The organism is Haematobacter missouriensis (genome assembly GCF_000740775.1).
GTDB classification, from domain to species: domain Bacteria; phylum Pseudomonadota; class Alphaproteobacteria; order Rhodobacterales; family Rhodobacteraceae; genus Haematobacter; species Haematobacter missouriensis.
The window spans coordinates 75,632-94,923 of sequence record NZ_JFGS01000003.1 but is presented as its reverse complement, the minus strand read 5'-3'; the positions used below and the strand labels follow the sequence as shown (position 1 = coordinate 94,923).

Annotated in this window: 19 protein-coding genes; 4 read left to right on the top strand and 15 right to left on the bottom strand. The window is 65.0% G+C overall.

All coding sequences use genetic code 11. From position 1 onward, the window contains the following. Positions 1-10: 10 nt before the first annotated feature. The 7 genes from CG51_RS04515 to CG51_RS04485 all read right to left on the bottom strand — a co-directional run bounded on the left by CG51_RS04515 (position 11) and on the right by CG51_RS04485 (position 6,370). On the bottom strand, positions 11-469 hold the full coding sequence (locus CG51_RS04515; protein WP_051930044.1) for an NUDIX hydrolase: 459 nt from the start codon (positions 467-469) through the stop codon (positions 11-13). A gap of 144 nt (positions 470-613) precedes the next feature. Continuing rightward, entirely contained in the window at positions 614-1,036 is a 423-nt protein-coding gene (arfB, locus tag CG51_RS04510; RefSeq protein ID WP_035742399.1) for an alternative ribosome rescue aminoacyl-tRNA hydrolase ArfB, read from the bottom strand. Positions 1,037-1,273: 237 nt separating this feature from the next. Beyond that, on the bottom strand, positions 1,274-1,897 hold the full coding sequence (locus tag CG51_RS04505; RefSeq protein ID WP_035742397.1) for a queuosine precursor transporter: 624 nt from the start codon (positions 1,895-1,897) through the stop codon (positions 1,274-1,276). A 62-nt stretch (positions 1,898-1,959) separates the two neighbouring features. Continuing rightward, positions 1,960-2,871 carry an esterase-like activity of phytase family protein gene (locus CG51_RS04500; RefSeq protein WP_035742393.1) on the bottom strand — a complete coding sequence of 304 codons (912 nt, stop codon included), beginning with the start codon at positions 2,869-2,871 and terminating at the stop codon, positions 1,960-1,962. Further along, on the bottom strand, positions 2,844-3,740 hold the full coding sequence (gene mepA / locus CG51_RS04495) for a penicillin-insensitive murein endopeptidase (protein WP_425319657.1): 897 nt from the start codon (positions 3,738-3,740) through the stop codon (positions 2,844-2,846). Before mepA ends, CG51_RS04500 begins: the two co-directional genes overlap by 28 nt. Next, a complete protein-coding gene (locus CG51_RS04490) occupies positions 3,737-5,089 on the bottom strand; it encodes an MFS transporter (RefSeq protein ID WP_233141239.1) in 1,353 nt (450 codons plus the stop codon). Before CG51_RS04490 ends, mepA begins: the two co-directional genes overlap by 4 nt. Before the next feature lie 753 nt (positions 5,090-5,842). Further along, entirely contained in the window at positions 5,843-6,370 is a 528-nt protein-coding gene (locus tag CG51_RS04485) for an acyl-CoA thioesterase (RefSeq protein ID WP_035742391.1), read from the bottom strand. A 116-nt stretch (positions 6,371-6,486) separates the two neighbouring features. Between CG51_RS04485 and CG51_RS04480 the strand changes: the two genes are divergently transcribed. The 3 genes from CG51_RS04480 to CG51_RS04470 all read left to right on the top strand — a co-directional run bounded on the left by CG51_RS04480 (position 6,487) and on the right by CG51_RS04470 (position 10,015). Continuing rightward, entirely contained in the window at positions 6,487-6,774 is a 288-nt protein-coding gene (locus tag CG51_RS04480) for a YggT family protein (RefSeq protein WP_035742900.1), read from the top strand. Between the two features lies 1 nt (position 6,775). Beyond that, positions 6,776-8,845: a DNA helicase RecQ gene (gene recQ, locus CG51_RS04475; RefSeq protein ID WP_035742389.1), complete on the top strand. Its 2,070-nt coding sequence runs from the start codon at positions 6,776-6,778 to the stop codon at positions 8,843-8,845. A gap of 66 nt (positions 8,846-8,911) precedes the next feature. Next, positions 8,912-10,015 (top strand): alkene reductase, encoded by a 1,104-nt coding sequence (locus CG51_RS04470; RefSeq protein ID WP_035742387.1) that lies wholly within the window; start codon positions 8,912-8,914, stop codon positions 10,013-10,015. Between the two features lie 2 nt (positions 10,016-10,017). Here the strand turns inward: CG51_RS04470 and CG51_RS04465 are convergent, their stop codons facing one another. Next, on the bottom strand, positions 10,018-10,845 hold the full coding sequence (locus CG51_RS04465; RefSeq protein WP_035742384.1) for an alpha/beta hydrolase: 828 nt from the start codon (positions 10,843-10,845) through the stop codon (positions 10,018-10,020). 121 nt (positions 10,846-10,966) lie between these two features. On the opposite strand from CG51_RS04465, the gene kynU reads away from it, so the two are divergent. Further along, on the top strand, positions 10,967-12,184 hold the full coding sequence (gene kynU / locus CG51_RS04460; RefSeq protein ID WP_035742381.1) for a kynureninase: 1,218 nt from the start codon (positions 10,967-10,969) through the stop codon (positions 12,182-12,184). Here kynU and mnhG read toward each other — a convergent pair whose 3' ends face one another. From mnhG to CG51_RS04425, 7 genes are all read right to left on the bottom strand, one after another. Continuing rightward, positions 12,185-12,577, bottom strand: coding sequence for a monovalent cation/H(+) antiporter subunit G (gene mnhG, locus CG51_RS04455; protein WP_035742378.1), 393 nt, complete (start codon positions 12,575-12,577; stop codon positions 12,185-12,187). Continuing rightward, positions 12,574-12,855 (bottom strand): K+/H+ antiporter subunit F, encoded by a 282-nt coding sequence (locus CG51_RS04450; RefSeq protein WP_035742376.1) that lies wholly within the window; start codon positions 12,853-12,855, stop codon positions 12,574-12,576. The genes mnhG and CG51_RS04450 overlap by 4 nt, the downstream gene beginning before the upstream one ends. Next, on the bottom strand, positions 12,852-13,334 hold the full coding sequence (locus CG51_RS04445; RefSeq protein WP_233141238.1) for a Na+/H+ antiporter subunit E: 483 nt from the start codon (positions 13,332-13,334) through the stop codon (positions 12,852-12,854). The genes CG51_RS04450 and CG51_RS04445 overlap by 4 nt, the downstream gene beginning before the upstream one ends. Continuing rightward, on the bottom strand, positions 13,331-15,019 hold the full coding sequence (locus CG51_RS04440) for a monovalent cation/H+ antiporter subunit D (RefSeq protein WP_051930043.1): 1,689 nt from the start codon (positions 15,017-15,019) through the stop codon (positions 13,331-13,333). Before CG51_RS04440 ends, CG51_RS04445 begins: the two co-directional genes overlap by 4 nt. Next, positions 15,019-15,360, bottom strand: a complete 342-nt coding sequence (locus tag CG51_RS04435) for a Na+/H+ antiporter subunit C (protein ID WP_035707316.1) — start codon at positions 15,358-15,360, stop codon at positions 15,019-15,021. The genes CG51_RS04440 and CG51_RS04435 overlap by 1 nt, the downstream gene beginning before the upstream one ends. Beyond that, positions 15,360-18,275 (bottom strand): monovalent cation/H+ antiporter subunit A, encoded by a 2,916-nt coding sequence (locus tag CG51_RS04430; protein WP_035742374.1) that lies wholly within the window; start codon positions 18,273-18,275, stop codon positions 15,360-15,362. The genes CG51_RS04435 and CG51_RS04430 overlap by 1 nt, the downstream gene beginning before the upstream one ends. A gap of 200 nt (positions 18,276-18,475) precedes the next feature. After that, on the bottom strand, positions 18,476-19,258 hold the full coding sequence (locus tag CG51_RS04425) for a YoaK family protein (protein WP_211254193.1): 783 nt from the start codon (positions 19,256-19,258) through the stop codon (positions 18,476-18,478). Between the last annotated feature and the right edge of the window lie 34 nt (positions 19,259-19,292).

The window sequence follows — 19,292 nt, the reverse complement described above, 5'->3', positions numbered from 1 at the left end:
GAGACGCCCGTCAGACTGTCGTAATCAGCCTTTTGAGATCGGGTTCCCCCAACAGGGACACTGCCTCCTCCCGAGTGGCCCAGCGACGGTCACGCCTGCGCTTTTCGGGGTAGCTGTCGGCCAGCCCCGTTACTTCTATCGGAAAGACCCGCACCTCGCAGCGCACGGGCAAGCCAGTACCGGTCAGCTTATCATAGAAATAGCTGCCGATAGGCTGATCGCTCAAAACGCCCCTGACACCGGCTTCCTCCCATGCCTCGATGGAAGCGGCCTCAGCCAGTGAACGGCCTTTCATCGGCCAGCCTTTCGGCACAATCCAGCGCCGGGTATTGAGGGTGTTGACCAGAAGATATTCGCGCCTTCCCGCCTGCTCACGCCAACAAAGCGCCCCCACCTGCAATTCGGCGGGACGGGAAAGACCGGGGCCGATGGCCCCCTTCAACACATCGATTAAACCGAAGGGACGCATGGGTTTCTTCTTTTTCTGCTCGATCCCGATACTGAAAGCTCGGCGCGGTTAGGGAAAGCTCCACTTTCTCAAGTAAGGCGAAACAAAGGTAACAACAGGCATTCGCCTATAATATGGGCTGTTGTGCGCATGGATGCCAGATGCTCAATCTTCGGCATCCGGGCTGCTGCGGAGCGACTTGACGGTGCTGCGGTGCGCCTTGCTTTCCAGACGACGCCGCTGACTGCTGAGTGTCGGCCGCGTGGCGATCCGACGCTTGCGGGGCACCAGAGCGGCACGAATCAGTTCCGCCAGACGCTCCCGCGCGATTTCCCGGTTGCGCGCTTGGCTCCGCGTCTCCTCAGCCCGGATCAGAACCGCACCATCCGCGGTCCAGCGCCGCCCCGCAAGCCTGCGGAGCCTCGCTTTCACCTCCGGCGAAAGATGCGGACTCCGCTCCGCCTCGAAGCGAAGATCCACGGCGGTGGAGACCTTGTTGACATTCTGCCCGCCCGGACCAGAGGCGCGGGAAAAGCTCTCTGTCATCTCCCAGTCGGCGATGGCGATATGATCGGTGATGCGAAGCATTTTTCGATAAACTGACAGGGGCCACCCGAGAAGGGCGGCCCCAGCGAGATCTACGGAGATGGGCCAGTTAGGACCGAACCCAATCAGGGATTACAACCTGAAGGGTTGCCTTCAGATCACGGCCCCCCTGACTGTCCCGACACCTCTCTCCAATATCACTCTAGACACTGGACCACCTCCTTTCGCTGTTGCCGTTGAAGATCAACGTGGCACAGCCGGAAAATTTGTCCACAGAAATCATGCGGCCCCCGCGGCGTAGCGGCGAACGATTGCCCGAAAAGGCATCAATACGACTAACGAAAGGGCAATTTTTACAAGCCAATCGGCGAAACCGAGCGAAATCCACAACGGAACCATCGGGCCAACCCCCAGAAGCGGCAGGATTTCGTTGGCCCAGCTCACGTCGTTGGAAGGTTCGATCGCGACGAACCAACCCGAAAAGGCGATGGAGAAGAACAGCAGGGTGTCCAGCGAAGACGCGAGCAGGGAAGAGACGAACGGCGGCCGCCACCATGCCTGATGCCGCATCCGGTCAAAAATCTTTGCATCCAGAAGTTGTCCGCACAGAAAGGCCACCGCCGAACCGATGGCCACGCGGAGCGTGACGAGCGGGCCGAACTCCCCATGGATCTGCGTGCCGATGAAGGAACAGAGAATGCCCGTCACCAGCCCCCAGAACACGACCTTCCGGGCAGCTGTCAGCCCCTGAAGCCGGTTGACCACTTCGTTGACGAAAAACGCCAGCGGATAGGTGAAGGCGCCCCAGGTCAGCCACTGGCCAAACAGGAACTGAACGAGGATGTTGGAGGCCACGACGACGATGGCCATGGCAATGACGCCAGGAAGCAGCGAGGAGCGCATGTCGGGTTTCCGTTTTGGCAAGGTGGCGGAGACTTGGCCCGCAACCTTGCGGACGCCTGCCCTTACTCCCTTGACGCGTGGCGATCAAGCGGTTCGCGCGAGCGGTATTCAACGATGTCCGTATGCAGCAGCAGCGGCAGGAAGTTGTCGTCGGAGATCATGGTGAAGACGAGGTAGCCCTCTCCGTCCTCCCAGACCGACAACCCTTCCAGATTGCCGTGTTGGCGGAACGGCGTCTGCAACAGCACCTGCTCATCCCCGCCGGAGATGTCGGTGATGGCGAAGGACCGAATGCGGGAGCGGAAACCGGAAAGCCGCCCGAAGCCGCGTTCCAGCAGGTAGAGCCGCCCGTCCGGGCCGAAATCGGCCCCCACGGCCAGCCATTCCGGGTCGTGGCGGAGCGTGTAGGGAATAGTCCACTTGCCGTCCTTGAAGCGATAGACGGGGAGTTCGCTGTCACTCTGCGGATTTTCCGGGAAGGTGTAGAGCGCGCCCTTTTCATCCATCGCAAGCCCCTCGAAGCTCTGGTTGCGGATGAGCTTCTCGCTCCCCGGAACCGGCGGCAACGGCACAAGCTCCTTCCCCGGCGTATGGGAGCCATAGACCCGGTGGTGGGTTTCCTCCGATATCCACAGAGCACCATCCGGGCTAAGCGCCAGCCCCTCCGCATCCAGCTCGGCGGGCTTGCCCCCCTTCAAGGTAAGCGGTTCCACAGGGCCGGAGGCGATGGCGGTGATCCGCCCCCTCTCGTCCCGCACGAATCGCCCCTCGACGAGCGAGGACCGGTCGGAGAGCGCGTAAAAGCCCAGTCCGTCATCCTTAACCTCGATGGCGGAGAAGCCGCCGAAGGCCGGATCCTCCACCCGCCAGCGGAAGCTGCCGACAAAATCCAACCGGCTGGTGACCGATTCAGCCAGCACGGAAGGGGCGATGAGAAGCGCTGCGATCAGCGCGATGCCAGAACGTTTGAGCATTGGGCGGGGAGGTCTGCCATTGTGAAATCACGGGGACCGCGCGGACGCGGGGCGGGCTTTTCGCCCGGTTTGGGCTTTGGCGGGTTCAGGTAGTCCGTCACCCACCATGCCAACGTATCGTCGCAGCCGCTCCCCCCCTTGGACAGCTCGTCAACCGTTGGCGTCTGTGTCACGCAGGTGCGCGACCCACGCGGGCATTTCAGCCGAACGTGGAAATGCGTGTTGTGCCCGGCAATGGGCCGGATCTTCTGGAGCCATGCCGCGTCCGAGCGTTTCGCGGTGCGGCACATCTCGATCTTCACCGCCGCCGCGACAAAGACCCGGTCCACCCGTGGGTCTGACGCCGCCGCGCGCAGCAGCGCCGCATGGGCGGGCGTGAAATTCCCGTTCACCCGCTTCTGATCCGCCGTTCGGACGGAAATGGAGCTGATCTTCTCGCGCTCCGTCTGGCTCAGCGTCAGGCGGGAGGGGGGCAACATCCAGATGTCGGCATCCAGACCGATCTGATGCGAGGCATGGCCAGAGGTCATCGGCCCGCCGCGAGGCTGGCTGATATCACCGATATAGAGGCCGGCCCAGCCCACCTGCGTCGCCGCAGCAGACAAGTCCTGCAAGAAGCGGATCATTTCCGGCTGGCCCCAGTACCGGTTCCGGGATAGCCGCATCGCCTGCCATGTCGGCCCTGTTTCCGGCAGCGGCACCAGCCCCGCCGCACATCCCTTGGCATAGCTGCCGATAGGGGTCGGCGCCTGTGCGGATGGGCGCGCCGCAGCGCCGAAAAACTGGTAGGCTTTCTGTTCCGCAACGGCAGGCGAAGCCGCAAGGGCCGTCAGCGCGCAAAACACCAGAGATCTGATCGTTGACTTCAAACCGTCCGCTCACCTTCGGGATCGACCCAGAGTAGCAGCAGAAATCCCATCAGGAAAAGCACGATAACGGGAAGGATGCCGATCTGCTGGCTTCCGCTCATCGCCGTGACGATTCCTATGGCAAGCGGCGCAATGAACGCCGTTGCCTTGCCGGTGAGCGCGTAAAGCCCGAAGGCTTCGGTCATCCGCCCTGGTTCTGCCTGCCGGACCATCATGGTGCGGCTGGCCGATTGCAGCGCGCCGCCCGCGGCGCCGATGATGCAGCCGACCAGGAAGAACGCCATGTCCGGCACGGATGATCCCGGCCCCACGCCCAGACCAAGCACGCTGTTCCGCGAAATGCTCATCACCGCCACCCCGACCGCGATCAGCAGGAGAAGAGCGACCACAATCACAGGCTTTGGCCCGTAACGGCTGTCCGCCAGCCCCCCGGCCCATGCAAAGACAGCGCCGAAGATGGCGGCGAGAATGCCGAAGACCCCCACGAACTGCACCGGCCAGCCCAACACGCCCACTGCATAGACCCCACCGAAGACGTAAAAGCCGTTCAGCGCGTCGCGGTAGAACATGGAGGACAGCAGGAAGGCCAGCATGCCCCGGCGCTCCGGCAGGCGTCGAAGCGTGCGGCGCAGATCGACCATCGCCTCCGTCACCGTCCGGCGAAAATGCGGCCCCGGCGGGCGCCGCGGCTCCCGCACCCAGAGGAAGAACGGGATCATGAAGATCACATACCAAAGCGCCGTGAAGGGGCCGACGAAGCGCGTCCCCTCCCGCAACGCAGGATCCAGTCCAAGAGCGGGCGGAAGACCGATGAGCGTCCGGCCCCCCTCTCCCTCTGCGAAGAAGGCGAGCATCAGGATCAGCGCGAAAACCCCGCCGACGTAGCCGAAGGCCCAGCCCGAGCCGGAGAGCCGCCCGATCTGCTCCCGCGTGCCGAGGTCGGGCAGCATGGCGTTGGTAAAGATCGTGGCAAGCTCCATCCCGATCAGACCGAGGCCGAAGGAGATCAGCACGAAGGTCAGATGCGGGGCCCCCGGCGCCGCGAACCACAGGCCCGTCGCTCCCAGCACATAAAGGACCGAGAAGGCCGCGACCCAGCCGATGCGCCGCCCGCCCCTGTCAGCGACCGCACCGAGCACGGGCGCCAGCAGTGCAACCACGACCCCGGCCAGCCCCACGCCGAATCCCCAGACCGCCTGCGCCTGCGTTCCGTCACCCAGCAGCGACGCGATATAGGGTGCGAAGATGAAGGTCAGCAGCAGCGTCGCGTAGGGCTGGCTTGCCCAATCGAAGAAGAACCAGCCCCAGATGCGCCGCTTGGCCGCCGCGTCTTCCGTGATTTTCGGCAAATTCCGCTCCCGTCGCCCGATGGTCCGCTCGAAAGGAACGAGCCCCCGGCATTAGACCCGCCCCCCGCAGGACCGCAAGACCGGAGACCTTGCAGGGCAGTCCGAGAAGATGCGGAGGCGCGGTGCTTTCGGCGCGGAGACCGGACATCAGACCCGGAGCGTCCACCATGGCCACCGGGCGGTCATGGGCATCGGGCGGTCATGGCCATTTCGCCACGTCCGAGGGCAAAACGCACCCGGTCATCCTCTGGCGGGCTGCCGAAAAGTCGGACCCTTGCCGGGCTTGCATTGAAAGTAGGGAAATCGTCCCGATCCGAGGCCAACTCGCGGTTAGCGGCGGTCTTCAACGATGTGGGGAGATTTCCGCCTCAGGCAACCGCGGAATGCTTTTCCAGGCTGCCAAGTCAGCCGGGCGGACAAGCGGCCGGGCACTACCTGTGCCAGATAGGGGCAAACGGCCGGACAGAGGATCGGACAGAAGGTCGGGCACATGACCACCGCAATCGTGACGACGATGGCGCGCTGCCGCGGCCTCCAGCCGAGCGATCAAATCGCCTGCACGGGCAGCCGCCTCAGTCTTGAACGCCGGGGCGCGGACGACACCGTCCCATGGAGTCGGAAAGGCGGTGGGACTACAGACGTTGGCTGGCCTGTCAGGCTCCCCTTCCTGCGATCAGGGCAGCCACCACGGGACTGGCCGCTTCCGGGGAAACCGCTCGCTCACCTCTCCGGAGGCTGCGCTGGCGGGAGAGGTCAGGTTTGCGGCGGCCAGGGGCGCGTGGCATCCGCCCTGCCCCAGGCCACTATCCAGTCGGGCAGCGGAGGCGGTGCGGGCCAGCTTGTCGCGGCTATGAACGACGCGGGCGGAAGCAGCTTGCCGCCCCCCAGCAGCGCGCCGCGGATCAGCACGCCGCTGGTGCAGTCGCCTTCGCGCCACATGCTCTGCTCGATGTAGAAGAACCGCTCGTCCCAGCCGAGGAACCTGCTCCGCATCTCCACCTTCTGGAATACCGTCACGCGGCGACGGTAGCGCGTCGTACTTCCCGCCACGGTAATCCCCCACCGATTGCGGCGGAGCACGTCGAGCATTCCCGTCCGTTGCGCCAGCGATATGCGCCCGATGTCGTAAAGCGTCAGGGTCCGCCCGTTGTTCAGCTCCCGCCACGGATCCATGTCCCACGGCATGAGCCGCAGGTCACAGACATGCGTGTCATAGGGAGCAAGCCGGGGCTGGCGGCGGGCGCGGAGCAGTTCGCAGGTGAAGCGGCGGAGCGGATACATGGCGCTGGCTTGCCCGGGGCAGGTCGTCGCGGTCAAGCGAAACGTCGCGGAAGCGGTTGCGTGCGGGGGGCTGGCGCTTTACCTCTGGTCTCTCCACGCCACAATCCGGTTTCCAGATGGTTTCGCTTCTCCAGATCCTGCTCCTGATCCTCGACATCGTCTGGTTCATCGTCATCGTCCACGTGATCATGAGCTGGCTCATCAATTTTCAGGTGCTGAACCTGCGCCAGCCGCTGGTCGCCTCCATCTGGGACGGGTTGAACCGGTTGCTGGAGCCCGTCTATTCGCGGGTGCGCTCCATCCTGCCTGCGATGGGTGGGCTCGATCTCGCGCCGCTGGTGGTGCTGGTGGCGATCTATGCGCTCAGGATCATCCTGCTGAACAACGCCTCCGCCTTCTACTGAGATGACCGGACACGCGCCCTCACCGGAGGCGGTTCTCGCCTCCGTCTTCGGATTCCCGAGCTTCCGGCCCGGGCAGGCGGAGATCGTGGCGGCCGTGCTGGCCGGGCGCAACACCCTCGCCATCATGCCGACGGGCGGGGGCAAATCGCTCTGCTTTCAGCTTCCCGCGCTCTGCCGGGAGGGGGTGACGGTCGTCATCTCCCCGCTTATCGCGCTGATGCGGGATCAGGTCCGCGCGCTCCGGGCCGCGGGGGTGGAGGCGGGCGCGCTCACCTCCGGCAACACGGAGGAGGAAACGGAGGAGGTCTTTGCCGCGCTGGACGAGGGGCGGCTGAAGCTGCTCTACATGGCACCGGAACGGCTGGCCTCCGGCAATACCTTCGCGCTGCTCCAGCGGATCGGCACCCGGCTCATCGCGGTGGACGAGGCGCATTGCGTGAGCCAGTGGGGCCATGACTTTCGCCCCGATTACCTGCGCATCGGGGAGTTGCGGCGCAGGCTCGGCGTGCCGCTTGCCGCCTTCACCGCCACGGCGGATGAGGAGACGCGGGAGGAGATCGTCACCCGTCTGTTCGATGGCGAGCGTCCCGAAACCTTCCTGCGCGGCTTCGACCGGCCGAACATCCATCTCGCCTTCCAGCCCAAGGACCAGCCCCGCCGCCAGATCCTCGCCTTTGCCGAAGCACGACGGGGCCTGTCGGGCATCGTCTATTGCGGCACGCGCGCCAAGACGGAAACCCTGGCGGCCGCGCTGCGCGAGGCGGGTCATCCCGCCTGCCACTACCATGGCGGGATGGAGGCAGATGACCGGCGGCAGGTGGAGACGCGCTTTCAGCAGGAGGACGGGCTGATCGTCGTGGCGACGGTCGCCTTCGGCATGGGGATCGACAAGCCCGACATCCGCTGGGTCGCCCATGCGGACCTGCCCAAATCCGTCGAAGGATATTACCAGGAGATCGGGCGCGCGGGCCGCGACGGCGCCCCGGCAGAGACGCTGACCCTTTTCGGACAGGACGACATCCGTTTCCGCCGCACCCAGATCGACGAGGGTGTTGCCCCGGATGACCGCAAGGCTGCCGATCATGCCCGGCTGAACGCGCTTCTCGGGCTGGCGGAGGCGCTCGGCTGCCGTCGGCAGGTGCTGCTCGGTTATTTCGGTGAGGACGCGGAACCCTGCGGGAACTGCGACCTGTGCGAAACACCGCCCGAGGTGTTCGACGGCACGGAGCCGGTCCGCAAGGCCCTCTCCGCCATCCTGCGCACCGGCGAGTGGTTCGGCGTCGGCCATCTGACCGACGTCCTGACGGGCCGCGCCACCCCCAAGGTCAGGGAACGCGGGCATGATGCCCTCCCGACCTTCGGCGTCGGGCGGGAGTTCGACACGGCGGGCTGGGGCGCGGTCTTGCGCCAGATGATGGGCCGGGATCTGGTGCGCCCGGATCCGTCCCGCCATGGCGCGCTGCGCCTGACGGAGATCGCCCGCCCCGTGCTGCGGGGAGAGGCGCCGGTGATGCTCCGCCGCGACCTTCTGCGCCGCGCAAGGCCGCAGACCGTGGCCAAGGCGCTGGTCTCGGAAGAGGATGCGCCGCTCCTCTCCGCACTCAAGGCCAAGCGGCGGGCACTGGCGGAGGCGCAGGGCGTACCTGCCTATGTCGTTTTCCCGGACAAGACGCTGATCGAGATGGTCGAACGCCGTCCCCGCACGCTGGATCAGATGGCGGGCGTGAGCGGGGTCGGGGCGAAGAAGCTCGAAAGCTACGGGCCCGCCTTTCTGGCCGTGCTGAACGATGAACGGGCGGCGCCACCGGTGCATCCCCAGCGGCGCAGGCTGGCCGGAACCGGGGCGGCGGATGTCTTCGACCGGCTGGCGGAGGCGCAGCGTACACTTGGCCGGGGGGAGGACGGGACAGAGAAACCGCTCAGCCTCACCGCGAGCGCACTCCGCCGGATAGCGGAGGCGCGGCCCCGTACGCTCCGGGATCTGGATGCGGTGGGCCATCTCGGCCCGCAGAAGCTTGACCGGTTCGGAGCGGCCTTTCTGGAAATACTGGAGGAGAGCGCGGCGGGTTGAACTCTCCAGTGTGGAACCCCATGCTCTCTCTTCTGCGTTACTCCAACCGCAGAAGGAGATCTCCCAATGTCCGAACCGAAGCTGTTCACCTCGATCAAGGTCGGGGATATCACCCTCCCGAACCGCATCGCGATGGCGCCCCTTACCCGTAACCGCGCACTGCCGGAAGGCGATATCCCGCGCGAGATGAATGCGGAGTACTATGCCCAGCGCGCCACCGCCGGCCTTATCATCAGCGAAGGCACGCAGATTTCGCCGCAGGGCAAGGGATATGCCTTTACACCCGGTATCTACAGCGCCGCACAGGTGGAGGGCTGGAAGCGCGTGACCGAAGCCGTCCATGCGAAGGGCGGCCACATTGCGGCGCAGCTCTGGCATGTCGGGCGCGTCTCCATTCCGGCGCTACAACCCGACGGCCAGGATCCGGTCGGACCGTCCGACATCCCGTCCGGCTCGCGAACCTTTGATGGGCAGGGCTTCGTGCCGACGAGTACGCCTCGCCCCCTGCGAACCGATGAAATCCCCGGAATCGTGGCCGACTACGTGAAGGCCGCCCGGAACGCCCGCACCGCCGGCTTCGATATGGTCGAGATCCATGCCGCGAACGGTTATCTGCTCGACCAGTTCCTCAGGGATGCGGTCAATACCCGCACCGACGCCTACGGCGGCAGCGCGGAGAATCGCGTGCGCCTGCTGGACGAAGTGGTCGCGGCCGTCGTGGCGGAAATCGGAGCGGGTCGCGTCGGCGTCCGGCTCAGCCCCTGGGCCAAGGCGAACAACGCCCCGCTCGACAGCGATGTGCCGGGCACCTACGGGCTGGCGGTGGACGCGCTGAACCGTCACGGCGTCGCCTTCCTGCATGTGGTCGAAGGCATGACCGGCGGCGCGCGGGACGACGCACCGGCTGATCAGGTCACCGCGCTGCGCAAGCGGTTCAGCGGCGTCTATATGGCCAACAACGGCTATGACCGGCAGACGGCGATCGACGCCGTGGACAGCGGACGCGCAGATATGGTGAGCTTTGGCAGGCTCTTCATCGCGAACCCCGACCTCGTGGCACGGTTGAAGAGTGACGCCCCCCTGAACGTGGGCGATCAGAAGACCTTCTACGGCGGCGGTCGCGAGGGCTACACCGACTATCCGTTCCTCGAAGCCACCGGGGTCGCGTGACGTCAGGCGGCAAGGAGGGCGCGTGTAAGCGCGCTCTCCGGCTTCTCCAGCGCGTCGAGCACATTGAAATGATGCCTGTCCGGGGCCACGTGGTTGGCCGTGGCGATGCCGAATCCCGTCCATATGTTCGACAATAACGCTGACTGGCGCAGAAACTCGGAGCGTTCCGCACCTCCGGCCCAGGTGGCCAGGGTGAACCGGCCCCGCGGCGCGAGCAGCGCGGGACTTTCCGCCGCCGCCACGGCCGCATCAAGGCGCAGCGTCGCATTCATCTGTGTCGCAAGCAGCGGTCGCAGGTCGTGCAGCCCCGAGATGGACAGGACAGAAGAGACCCGCCCGGCAACCGCTTCCGGCAGAGGCGATCCTTCGGCCATCAACCGCGTAACGACATGTCCCCCTGCGGAATGGCCTGACAGATGGATCGGCCCCTCCACCAGCGCCGCCGCATGGGAGATCGCTTCCGCCACCTGACGGGAGATGGCGGAGACGCTGACCTCGGGGCAGAGAACGTATCCGGGCATCGCCACCGCATAGCCCCGCGCCACGGCTCCCTCCGCCAGATGCGACCAGAAGGAGGGGTCGAGGCTCATCCAGTAGCCGCCATGTACGAAGACGGCCAGGCCGCGTGGCGCTCCATCCGGCAGGAACAGATCGTAGCGGTTACGCTGATGCGGGCCATAGGCCTCCTTTCGGAGAGTGAACCGTTCGCCCGCTTTTTCACGCCAGGAGGCCGCCCGCTCGGCCCAGAGCGCCGGATACCGGTCGCCGCCCGCGATGTATTTGGTATTGGAATAGGCATCCGTGAAATCGGCGATGCGGTGATGGATCATGGCTGCTTCCTCCCGGCGATTGCCGCGACACCCTGCCCCCTGCGGCGCGGAGGGTCCAGAGCCTCCCGTTGCAAGGGCAAGGCCGATCCCCTTATCCTTCGGAGCAGACCGGAGGAGAAAGATGACCGATTTCAGCCAGAGCCGCGCCGCCTTCGACCTGCCGGAGGGCGTGATCTACCTTGACGGCAACTCCCTCGGCCCGCTGCCCCGCAGCGCAGCGGAGAGGGTCTCGCGGATGATGACGCAGGAGTGGGGACGCTTGCTGATCCGCGGCTGGAACGAGGCGGGCTGGTATGTCCAGCCCCGCCGCGTGGGTGATCGGATCGCCCCGCTGATCGGAGCGGAGCCGGGCAGCGTCGTGATGGGCGACACTCTTTCCATAAAGGTATTTCAGGCCCTCTCCGCCGCCGCGCAGATGCGCCCGGAGCGGCGCGTCATCCTCTCCGACAGCGGCAACTTCCCCTCGGACCTCTATGTGGCGCAGGAGCTTGTCGCGGCGCTGGAGCGGGGGGTGGATGGCAGCGCCGATCGGGGGCTGGAGCTTCGCATCGTCGCGCCGGAGGAGGTGGAGGCAGCGATAGACGACAGCATCGCCGTGACCCTGCTGACGGAGGTGGATTACCGCACCGGGCGGCTTCATGACATGGCGGCGCTGACGGCAAACGCCCATGCGGCAGGCGCGCTCACCATCTGGGATCTGGCGCATTCGGCGGGTGCCCTTCCTGTCCATCTGGCAGAGGCCGGGGCGGATTTTGCCGTGGGCTGCACCTACAAGTATCTCAATGGCGGCCCCGGCGCTCCCGCCTTCATCTATGTGGCCCCCCGCCATGCCGAGACGGCACGCCCGGCATTGGCCGGGTGGATGGGGCATGCCGCGCCCTTTGCGTTCGACCCGCACTGGGCACCCGCTTCCGGCATAGAGCGGATGCGGGTCGGCACGCCTCCCGTTCTGGCGCTGACCGCACTGGAAGCGGCGCTGGACATCTGGGAAGGCGTGTCGATGGACGCACTGCGACAGGAGTCGATCCGGCTCTCGGAAGCTTTCATCGCGGCGGTTGGAGCGCGCCTGCCCGGCCTGCCCCTTGCCTCGCCGAGGGATCCCGAGCGCCGGGGAAGCCAGGTCTCCTTCCGCCACCCTGATGCCTATGCCATCGTTCAGGCCTTGATCGCGCAAGGTGTGATCGGCGACTTCCGCGCGCCGGACATCATGCGCTTTGGCTTCACGCCGCTTTATCTGACGCTGGCGGAGACGGAGAGAGCTGCGGACCTGCTGGCGGAAGTGGTGTTGACGGAGGCGTGGAACCAGCCGGAGTACCGCATCAGGGCGCAGGTGACGTAGTCAGTCCTCTGCAGTTTTGGGGTCAAGCGCCCGCTCCGCCCGCTCCAGCGCCGCACGCTTCATCTCCGCTTCCGCCTTTTCCGCCTGATGACGATAGAGAACGGCCCGACCAAGCAGCATCAGCGTGACAGGCGTGGTGATCATGATGAAGATGGCGATCAGTAATTCGTGGATGATCGGCCGACCCGTCACGACGGTCGAGACGATCATGGAGCAGATCGCGATACCGGCAACACCCCAGCTCGTTCCCAGCGTCGGCGCGTGGAGGCGCTCGAAGAACGTGGGGATACGCGCCAGCCCGAAGGAACCGATCAGCGCCAGCGTCGCGCCTATCACCAGAAAGGCCGCGGCCGGAATGGCTGCCCAGAGCGGAAGATCGATCGCCGGATTCATTCGATCACCTCGCCACGCATCAGAAACTTGGCGAGCGCCACTGTCGCCACGAAGCCGAGCATCCCGATGACGAGCGCCGCCTCGAAGAAGAAGACGTTGCCGGAGCGGATGCCGACCGTCAGCAGGAACAGCATCCCGTTCACATAGAGCGTGTCGAGACCAAGAACCCTGTCCTGCGCGCGCGGGCCACCAAGAATGCGCCATGTGGCGAAACACATGGCAAGCACCAAGGCCACCTGCGCGTAGAGAACGGCCACTGTCATTATCGTATGGCTCATTCGAACACCTCCATCAGCATAGCCTCATAGCGGTTCTTTACCACGCGCCTCCAGTAACCCTCCTCCTCCTCGTCGAAGACATGAAGAAGAAGTCGCCCATCCTGCGTCCGGTATTCGACCCAGGCCGTCCCTGGCGTGGCAGTGATGGTGATGGCGAGAAGGGCCAGCGCCGTCGGATCCCGCATCTCCAGCGGGATTTCCACCAAATGCGGGTTGCGCTTCTTGTTGGAGATGATGGCCCAGGCAACGCTCCAGTTCGACTTGATGATGTCCCAGCCGAGGATGCCGAACATCTTCGGGATCACGCTCCAGCGCCGGATACGGGGCTTCGAGGGTTGCAGGCGCACCATCACCTGGCTGGCCACCAGCGCCACGACCAACCCGAGGACCAGGTTGCCCAGCGAGAACCGCGTGAGGATCAGCCACATGAGCGTCAGCATCAGCGCGAGCAGCGGATAGGGAATGTAGCGGCGGATCATTGCGTCACTCCCCCGGCCGAAGCGCGGCCATTGCCGGTTTCAGAGAGCGGAATGCCCGTGGAAGGCTTTTCCGCCGTCACCGCATGAATGTAGATCGCAGGATTTTCCAGCATCGCGCCGGTCTGACCAAGATAACGCATGACAGGCCGCGCCTCCACCGTCAGCAGCAGGGCAAAGCCGATCAGCATCACGATGGGCACCAGTTCCGCCACGCGGATGCGGGGAGCGATCTCTTCCATCGGCGCCCAGAAGGTGTGGATGCCGATCCGGACCAGCACCACGAGCGTTGCGAAGCCCGACAGGATCAGGAGCGCGATATAGGCCCAGACAAGAGGGGGCACCGGCTGCGACGCGGGCCCGGCCAGCGCTCCGGTGATCAGCCCAACCTTGCCCAGAAAGCCGGCGAGCGGCGGCATTCCCGCAAGGATCAGAGTGATCACCGCAAACGAAAGGGCTAGGATGGTATGAGTGGCGGTCAGGAACAGCCCGCCTTCCGACTGGTCTGGCTCATCCTCCGGATCCTGATCTCCGAAACCATAGGCATCTGCCGTGACGGCCAGAATCGTGGCGATGGCGCCCTGCTCCCGTTCCATGAGTTCGGAAATGAGGAAAAGCGCGCTCGCCGCAAGTGTGGAAGCCATCATGTAGTAAAGCGCTGAGGCATACATCTGCGGCCCGGAGAACACACCAAGCCCGACAGCCGACAGGATCGTACCCGCCGAGATCAGCACGCTGAAGCTCGCAACCCGCGGCAGGCCCTGCGCCGCCATGAGGCCGATCATCCCGTAGAACATCGTCGCAAGCCCGCCGAGCAGAACGACATAGGCGCCGAAGCCCGCAGCCGCCGTCGCATCCGCTCCGAAAAGCAGCGTGGACAGCCGCAGAATGACGTAAAGGCCGACCTTCGTCATCACCGCGAACATGGCGCCCACCGGTGCCGCCGCCGACATATAGGCCCCCGGCAGCCAGAAGGAGAGCGGCCACATGCCCGCCTTCACCGCGAAGACCACCCCCAGAATAGCAGCCGCCGCAAGCACGAGCGGTCGATCCTCGACCGGAAGGACGGACAGTTTCAGCGCCAGATCGGCCATGTTGAGCGTGCCGGTCACGCCGTAGATCAGGCTCACCCCCACCAGGAAGAACAGCGACGCGACAAGGTTGACCGCGATGTAATGCAGCCCAGACCGCACCCGCGCGCGCCCCGACCCGTGCAGAAGCAAGCCGTAGGAAGCCGCCAGGAGCACCTCGAAGAACACGAACAGGTTGAACAGATCGCCCGTGAGGAACGCGCCGTTCAGGCCCATCAGCAGGAACTGGAACAGGCTGTGGAAATGCTGGCCCTGCCTATCCCAGCCGGCGGAGGCGAACAGCAGGCCGGGAAGCGCAAGGCAGGCGGTCAGCAGCAGCATCAGCGCCGAAAGCCGGTCCAGCACCAGAACGATCGTGAAGGGCGGCGGCCAGTTGCCGAGCAGATAGACGCCGACGTCATTGCCGCCCGTGGTGTTGGACCCCTCGCTCTGCGCCAGAAGCATGCCCGCGACGACCAGCAGCGAGACGGTGGAGATGAGGCTGATGACGAGCCGAGCCGCGCGGGCGCGGTCGTCGTAGAAGAGCATCAGCGCGCCCGCGACGAATGGGATCAGGATGGGGGCGACGATCAGATGGTCGGGAAGCGTGCCATTCATCAGTCGCGCTCCTGCCCGTCCACATGGTCTGTGCCCGTGAAACCGCGGGACGCCATGAGAACCACAAGAAACAGGGCAGTCGTGGCGAAGCTGATGACGATGGCCGTCAGCACCAGCGCCTGCGGAACCGGATCGGTATAGAGCGACGGGTCAACGGTGCCGCTTTTCTGCAGGATGGCCGGGGCGCCGGGCCGCAGCCCGCCCATGGAGAAGATGAACAGGTTCACCCCATAGGACAGCAGGCACAGCCCAATGATCACCTGATAGGTCCGGGGCCGCAGGATCAGCCAGATCCCCGATGCACAGAGCACCCCGATGGCAAGGGAGAGAACGATTTCCATCAGACGGCCTCTTTCGGGTCTTTGTCTTCCGGCTCACGCTGCTTGCGGCTTGAGCGGATGGACTGGTGGGCGATGGCGATGAGTATCAGCAGCGTCGCGCCGACGACGACAGAGAACACGCCGAGGTCGAAGAGCAGTGCCGTGGCCGCCGGCACATCGCCGATCCAGGGCACGTGCACGTAGCGGGCATGCGCCGTCAGGAACGGATAGCCGAAGAGCCAGGCCCCCACCCCCGTCGCCACCGCGATCAGCATCCCGGTCGCGATCCAGCGGACCGGAAGCACGGTAAGCTGATCCTCCACCCAGCGTGCATTGGCGGCGAGATACTGGAGCAGGAAGCCGATCGCCATGACGACGCCGCCTGCAAACCCGCCACCCGGCAGGTCGTGCCCGCGCAGGAACAGGTAGATCGACAGCACGATGATCGGCGGGAACATCCAGTGCATGATGACGGAAGGCACATAGAGATAGTCGCGGATCGTCTGCTCCTCCTCCCGCTCCTCACTGTCCCGGTCGATGCGGGACTGGAAACGCTGTTGCTCCGGCAGTTCGACGCTTTCCTGCGAAGGACGGAAGCGGCGGAGAAGGGCAAAGACCGTCAGCCCCACGACACCCAGCACGGTGATTTCCCCGAAGGTATCGAAGGCCCGGAAGTCCACGAGAATGACGTTGACCACATTGGTGCCACCGCCTTCGGAATAGGCATGCTCAAGGAACCAGTCGGCGATGGGGCGATCCGTTCCAGCGGTCATGATCGTATAGGCGATGGCCGCGATACCGGCACCGCAGATCACTGCCAGTCCGAAGTCCCGCCAGCGGCGCGCGCGGTCCGTCACATTGACATCGACACGGATCTCCTGCTGGCGCTTGGGCAGCCAGCGGAGACCGAGGAGCAGGAGCACCGTCGTCACGATCTCCACCACGAGCTGCGTCACGGCCAGATCGGGCGCGGCCAACCAGGCGAAGGTCATGCAGGTCACCACCCCCGCGCCGCCGAGCAGAACAAGTGCTGCGAAACGGTGATACTTCGCCTGATGGGCGGCGGCGATGGCGCAGGCGCCGCCCACGACCCAGATCATCGCGAAGGCCAGGCTCGGCGGCTCTGCCGGCAGCTGCGGGGCGAACGGGAATCTGTGCCAGAGCGTCAGCCCGACCAATCCCAGCGCGATCCCCACCAGCCAGCGAAGCTGCGGCTGGAGCCGTTCCGTTCCGATATAGCGGATGATCATGCGCGGCCATTTCCAGGTGAGCGCGAGCACCGTCCGGTCGAACATGTCCTCTCCCGACAGGCGATGGAAGAAGGGCGCGCCCTCCGGCCCCTCGGGCAGCCTGCGAGCCAGCACCGCATAGATGGCAACACCGACGACGATGGCCAGGATGCTCATCACCAGAGGCAGGTTGAACCCGTGCCACAGCGAGAGGCTGTAATAGGGCAGATCGCGTCCCAGCACCGATACGGCGGCGGAATAGAGATAGGGGCCGATGGTCGCGGCCGGGAAGATGCCCACCACGACACAGATCAGCACCAGAAGTTCCACCGGCCGCCGCATGAGCGCAGGAGGCTCGTGCGGCACTTTCGGAAGGTCAATCGGCGCGGGGCCGAAGAACACGGCATGGATGAACCGCAGCGAATAGGCGACGGCGAAGGCACCGGCGATCGTGGCGATATAGGGCATCGCATCGTCCAGCAGCGAGCCGTTATGCCATTCGGCAGCTTCGGCGAAGAACATCTCCTTGGACAGGAAGCCGTTCAGCAAGGGGACGCCCGCCATAGCCGCGGCAGCGACGATCGCCAGTGTCCCGGTAATCGGCATGAGCTTGTAGAGCCCCGACAGGCGGCGCATGTCGCGCGTGCCCGTTTCATGGTCAATGATGCCTGCGGCCATGAAGAGCGAGGCCTTGAACACCGCGTGGTTGCCGATGTGAAAGATCGCCGCGACGATGGCGAGCGGGCTTCCGATCCCCGCCAGCGCGGTGATCAGTCCAAGATGGCTGATGGTGGAATAGGCCAGAAGGCCCTTCAGGTCATGCCGGAAGAGCGCCGTGACCGCACCGATCAGCAGCGTGATCATGCCAACCCCGCCGACGATCCAGAACCACTCCGGCGTGCCGCCCAGAACGGGGGAGAACCGGATGAGCAGGAAGACGCCCGCCTTCACCATCGTGGCGGAATGCAGGTAGGACGACACCGGCGTAGACGCCGCCATCGCATTCGGCAGCCAGAAATGGAACGGGAACTGCGCCGATTTGGTAAAGGCGCCGATCAGGATAAGGATCAGCACAACCCGGTAGAGCGGATGCGCCCGCACCAGATCACCGGAGGCAAGAACCCAGTCCAGATCGTAGGAGCCGACGATATGGCCAAGGATCAGCGCCCCGACCAGCAGGCACAAACCGCCACCCCCCGTGACGATGAGGGCCATCCGCGCCCCGTCCCGCGCTGTCGCATTGTGATACCAGAACCCGATGAGCAGGAAGGAGAAGACGCTGGTAAGCTCCCAGAACACGACCAGCATGATGAGGTTGCCCGACACGAGCATCCCCGTCATCGCCCCCGTGAAGGCAAGCAGATAGCTGAAGAACCGCGGCACCGGATCCTTGGTCGTCAGGTAGTAGCGGGCATAGATGACGACCAGCAGCCCGATCCCGAACACCAGGAGCAGCATGAACCAGGCGAACCCGTCCAGCCGGAGCGTGAAATCCAGCCCGAGCTCCGGCAGCCAGCGGATGCGGTTTCTGAGAATCACCCCATCCAGCACATAGGGTCTGAGCACGTAGAGGATCACCACCCCCAGCGCATTCACCGCAGCAGACACCCATGTCACGGCATCCCTTGCCCGCGGGCTGAGCGTGAGCACCGCGAGACTGCCGATAAACGGTAAGCAGACGAGAAGGAGCAGGAGGTTCTGTTCTATTTTAGTCTCTCCTTTTCAACCACGTCATCCCAGCCGGGACCGACCGTATAGAGGGTCTGCTTCACCTTCGCGGCAAAATGTCCACGTTGGCGTCATGTTGGCTGGATGTTGAGACATCCATACGGAAACTTGGCGCGGGCCGCAAACACGTCACGCCCAGATTTACGGCTAAATTACAGATTTCCAGCCTGTTGCGACAGTCAGACGCGGGCGATCCGGCGGCCCGCAAAAAACATCGGCAGCGAAATGGCCAGCAGCAGCAGCCCGAGCGGCATTGCAAAAACGAATCCGAACCTGCCGAAGCCCACCGCGCCCGCGATTCCTCCCGCCAGAAACGCGCCAAGAATCCGCAGCAGCATCCGCAAGTTCGCCCCGTTCACCCGGACGCCGCTCCCGGGCGCGATCAGGCGATAGGCGGCGCGGCCCGCCTCGATCCCCACATCGGTGATCATTCCCGTTGCATGGGTGGTGCGGATGCGGGCGCCGGAGATCTTGGTGATCGTCGCGTTCTGCAGACCCATGACGAAGCAGAGCATCAGCATCGCCGCCAGAAGGCCCGGTTCCCCCGCTTCCCGCGCGGCACCACTGCCGAAGGTAGCGAAAAGCAGAAGGAGGACACCCTCCACCGTCAGCGGCAGGGCGTATTGCCGCCGCCGCTGGCGATGCCGCTCCCGCGCCCAGTTGATGAGCACGGCACTCGTCCCCGCGCCCAGTATGAAGCAGAGTATGGCGCCGAGGCTTACGCCGAGCATCCTGAGATTCATCAGCACCAGACCATCGGCGACCTGCGACAGGTAACCCGTCATATGCGAGGTGTATTGCCCGACGGCAAAGAACCCGCCCGCATTGGCGCATCCCGCGATGCCGGCCAGAAAGGTGGCGAGCGCCAGATCCGCCCCGCGCGAACGCCGGTGGCTTACCAGAGCGCGAGCCGCCTCCATCGGGTGGCGAAGGTGTCGATTCCGCGACGGCCGTGTGCCCATCATCCGCCCCCGTTATCTCTCTCGAGCCAACGAT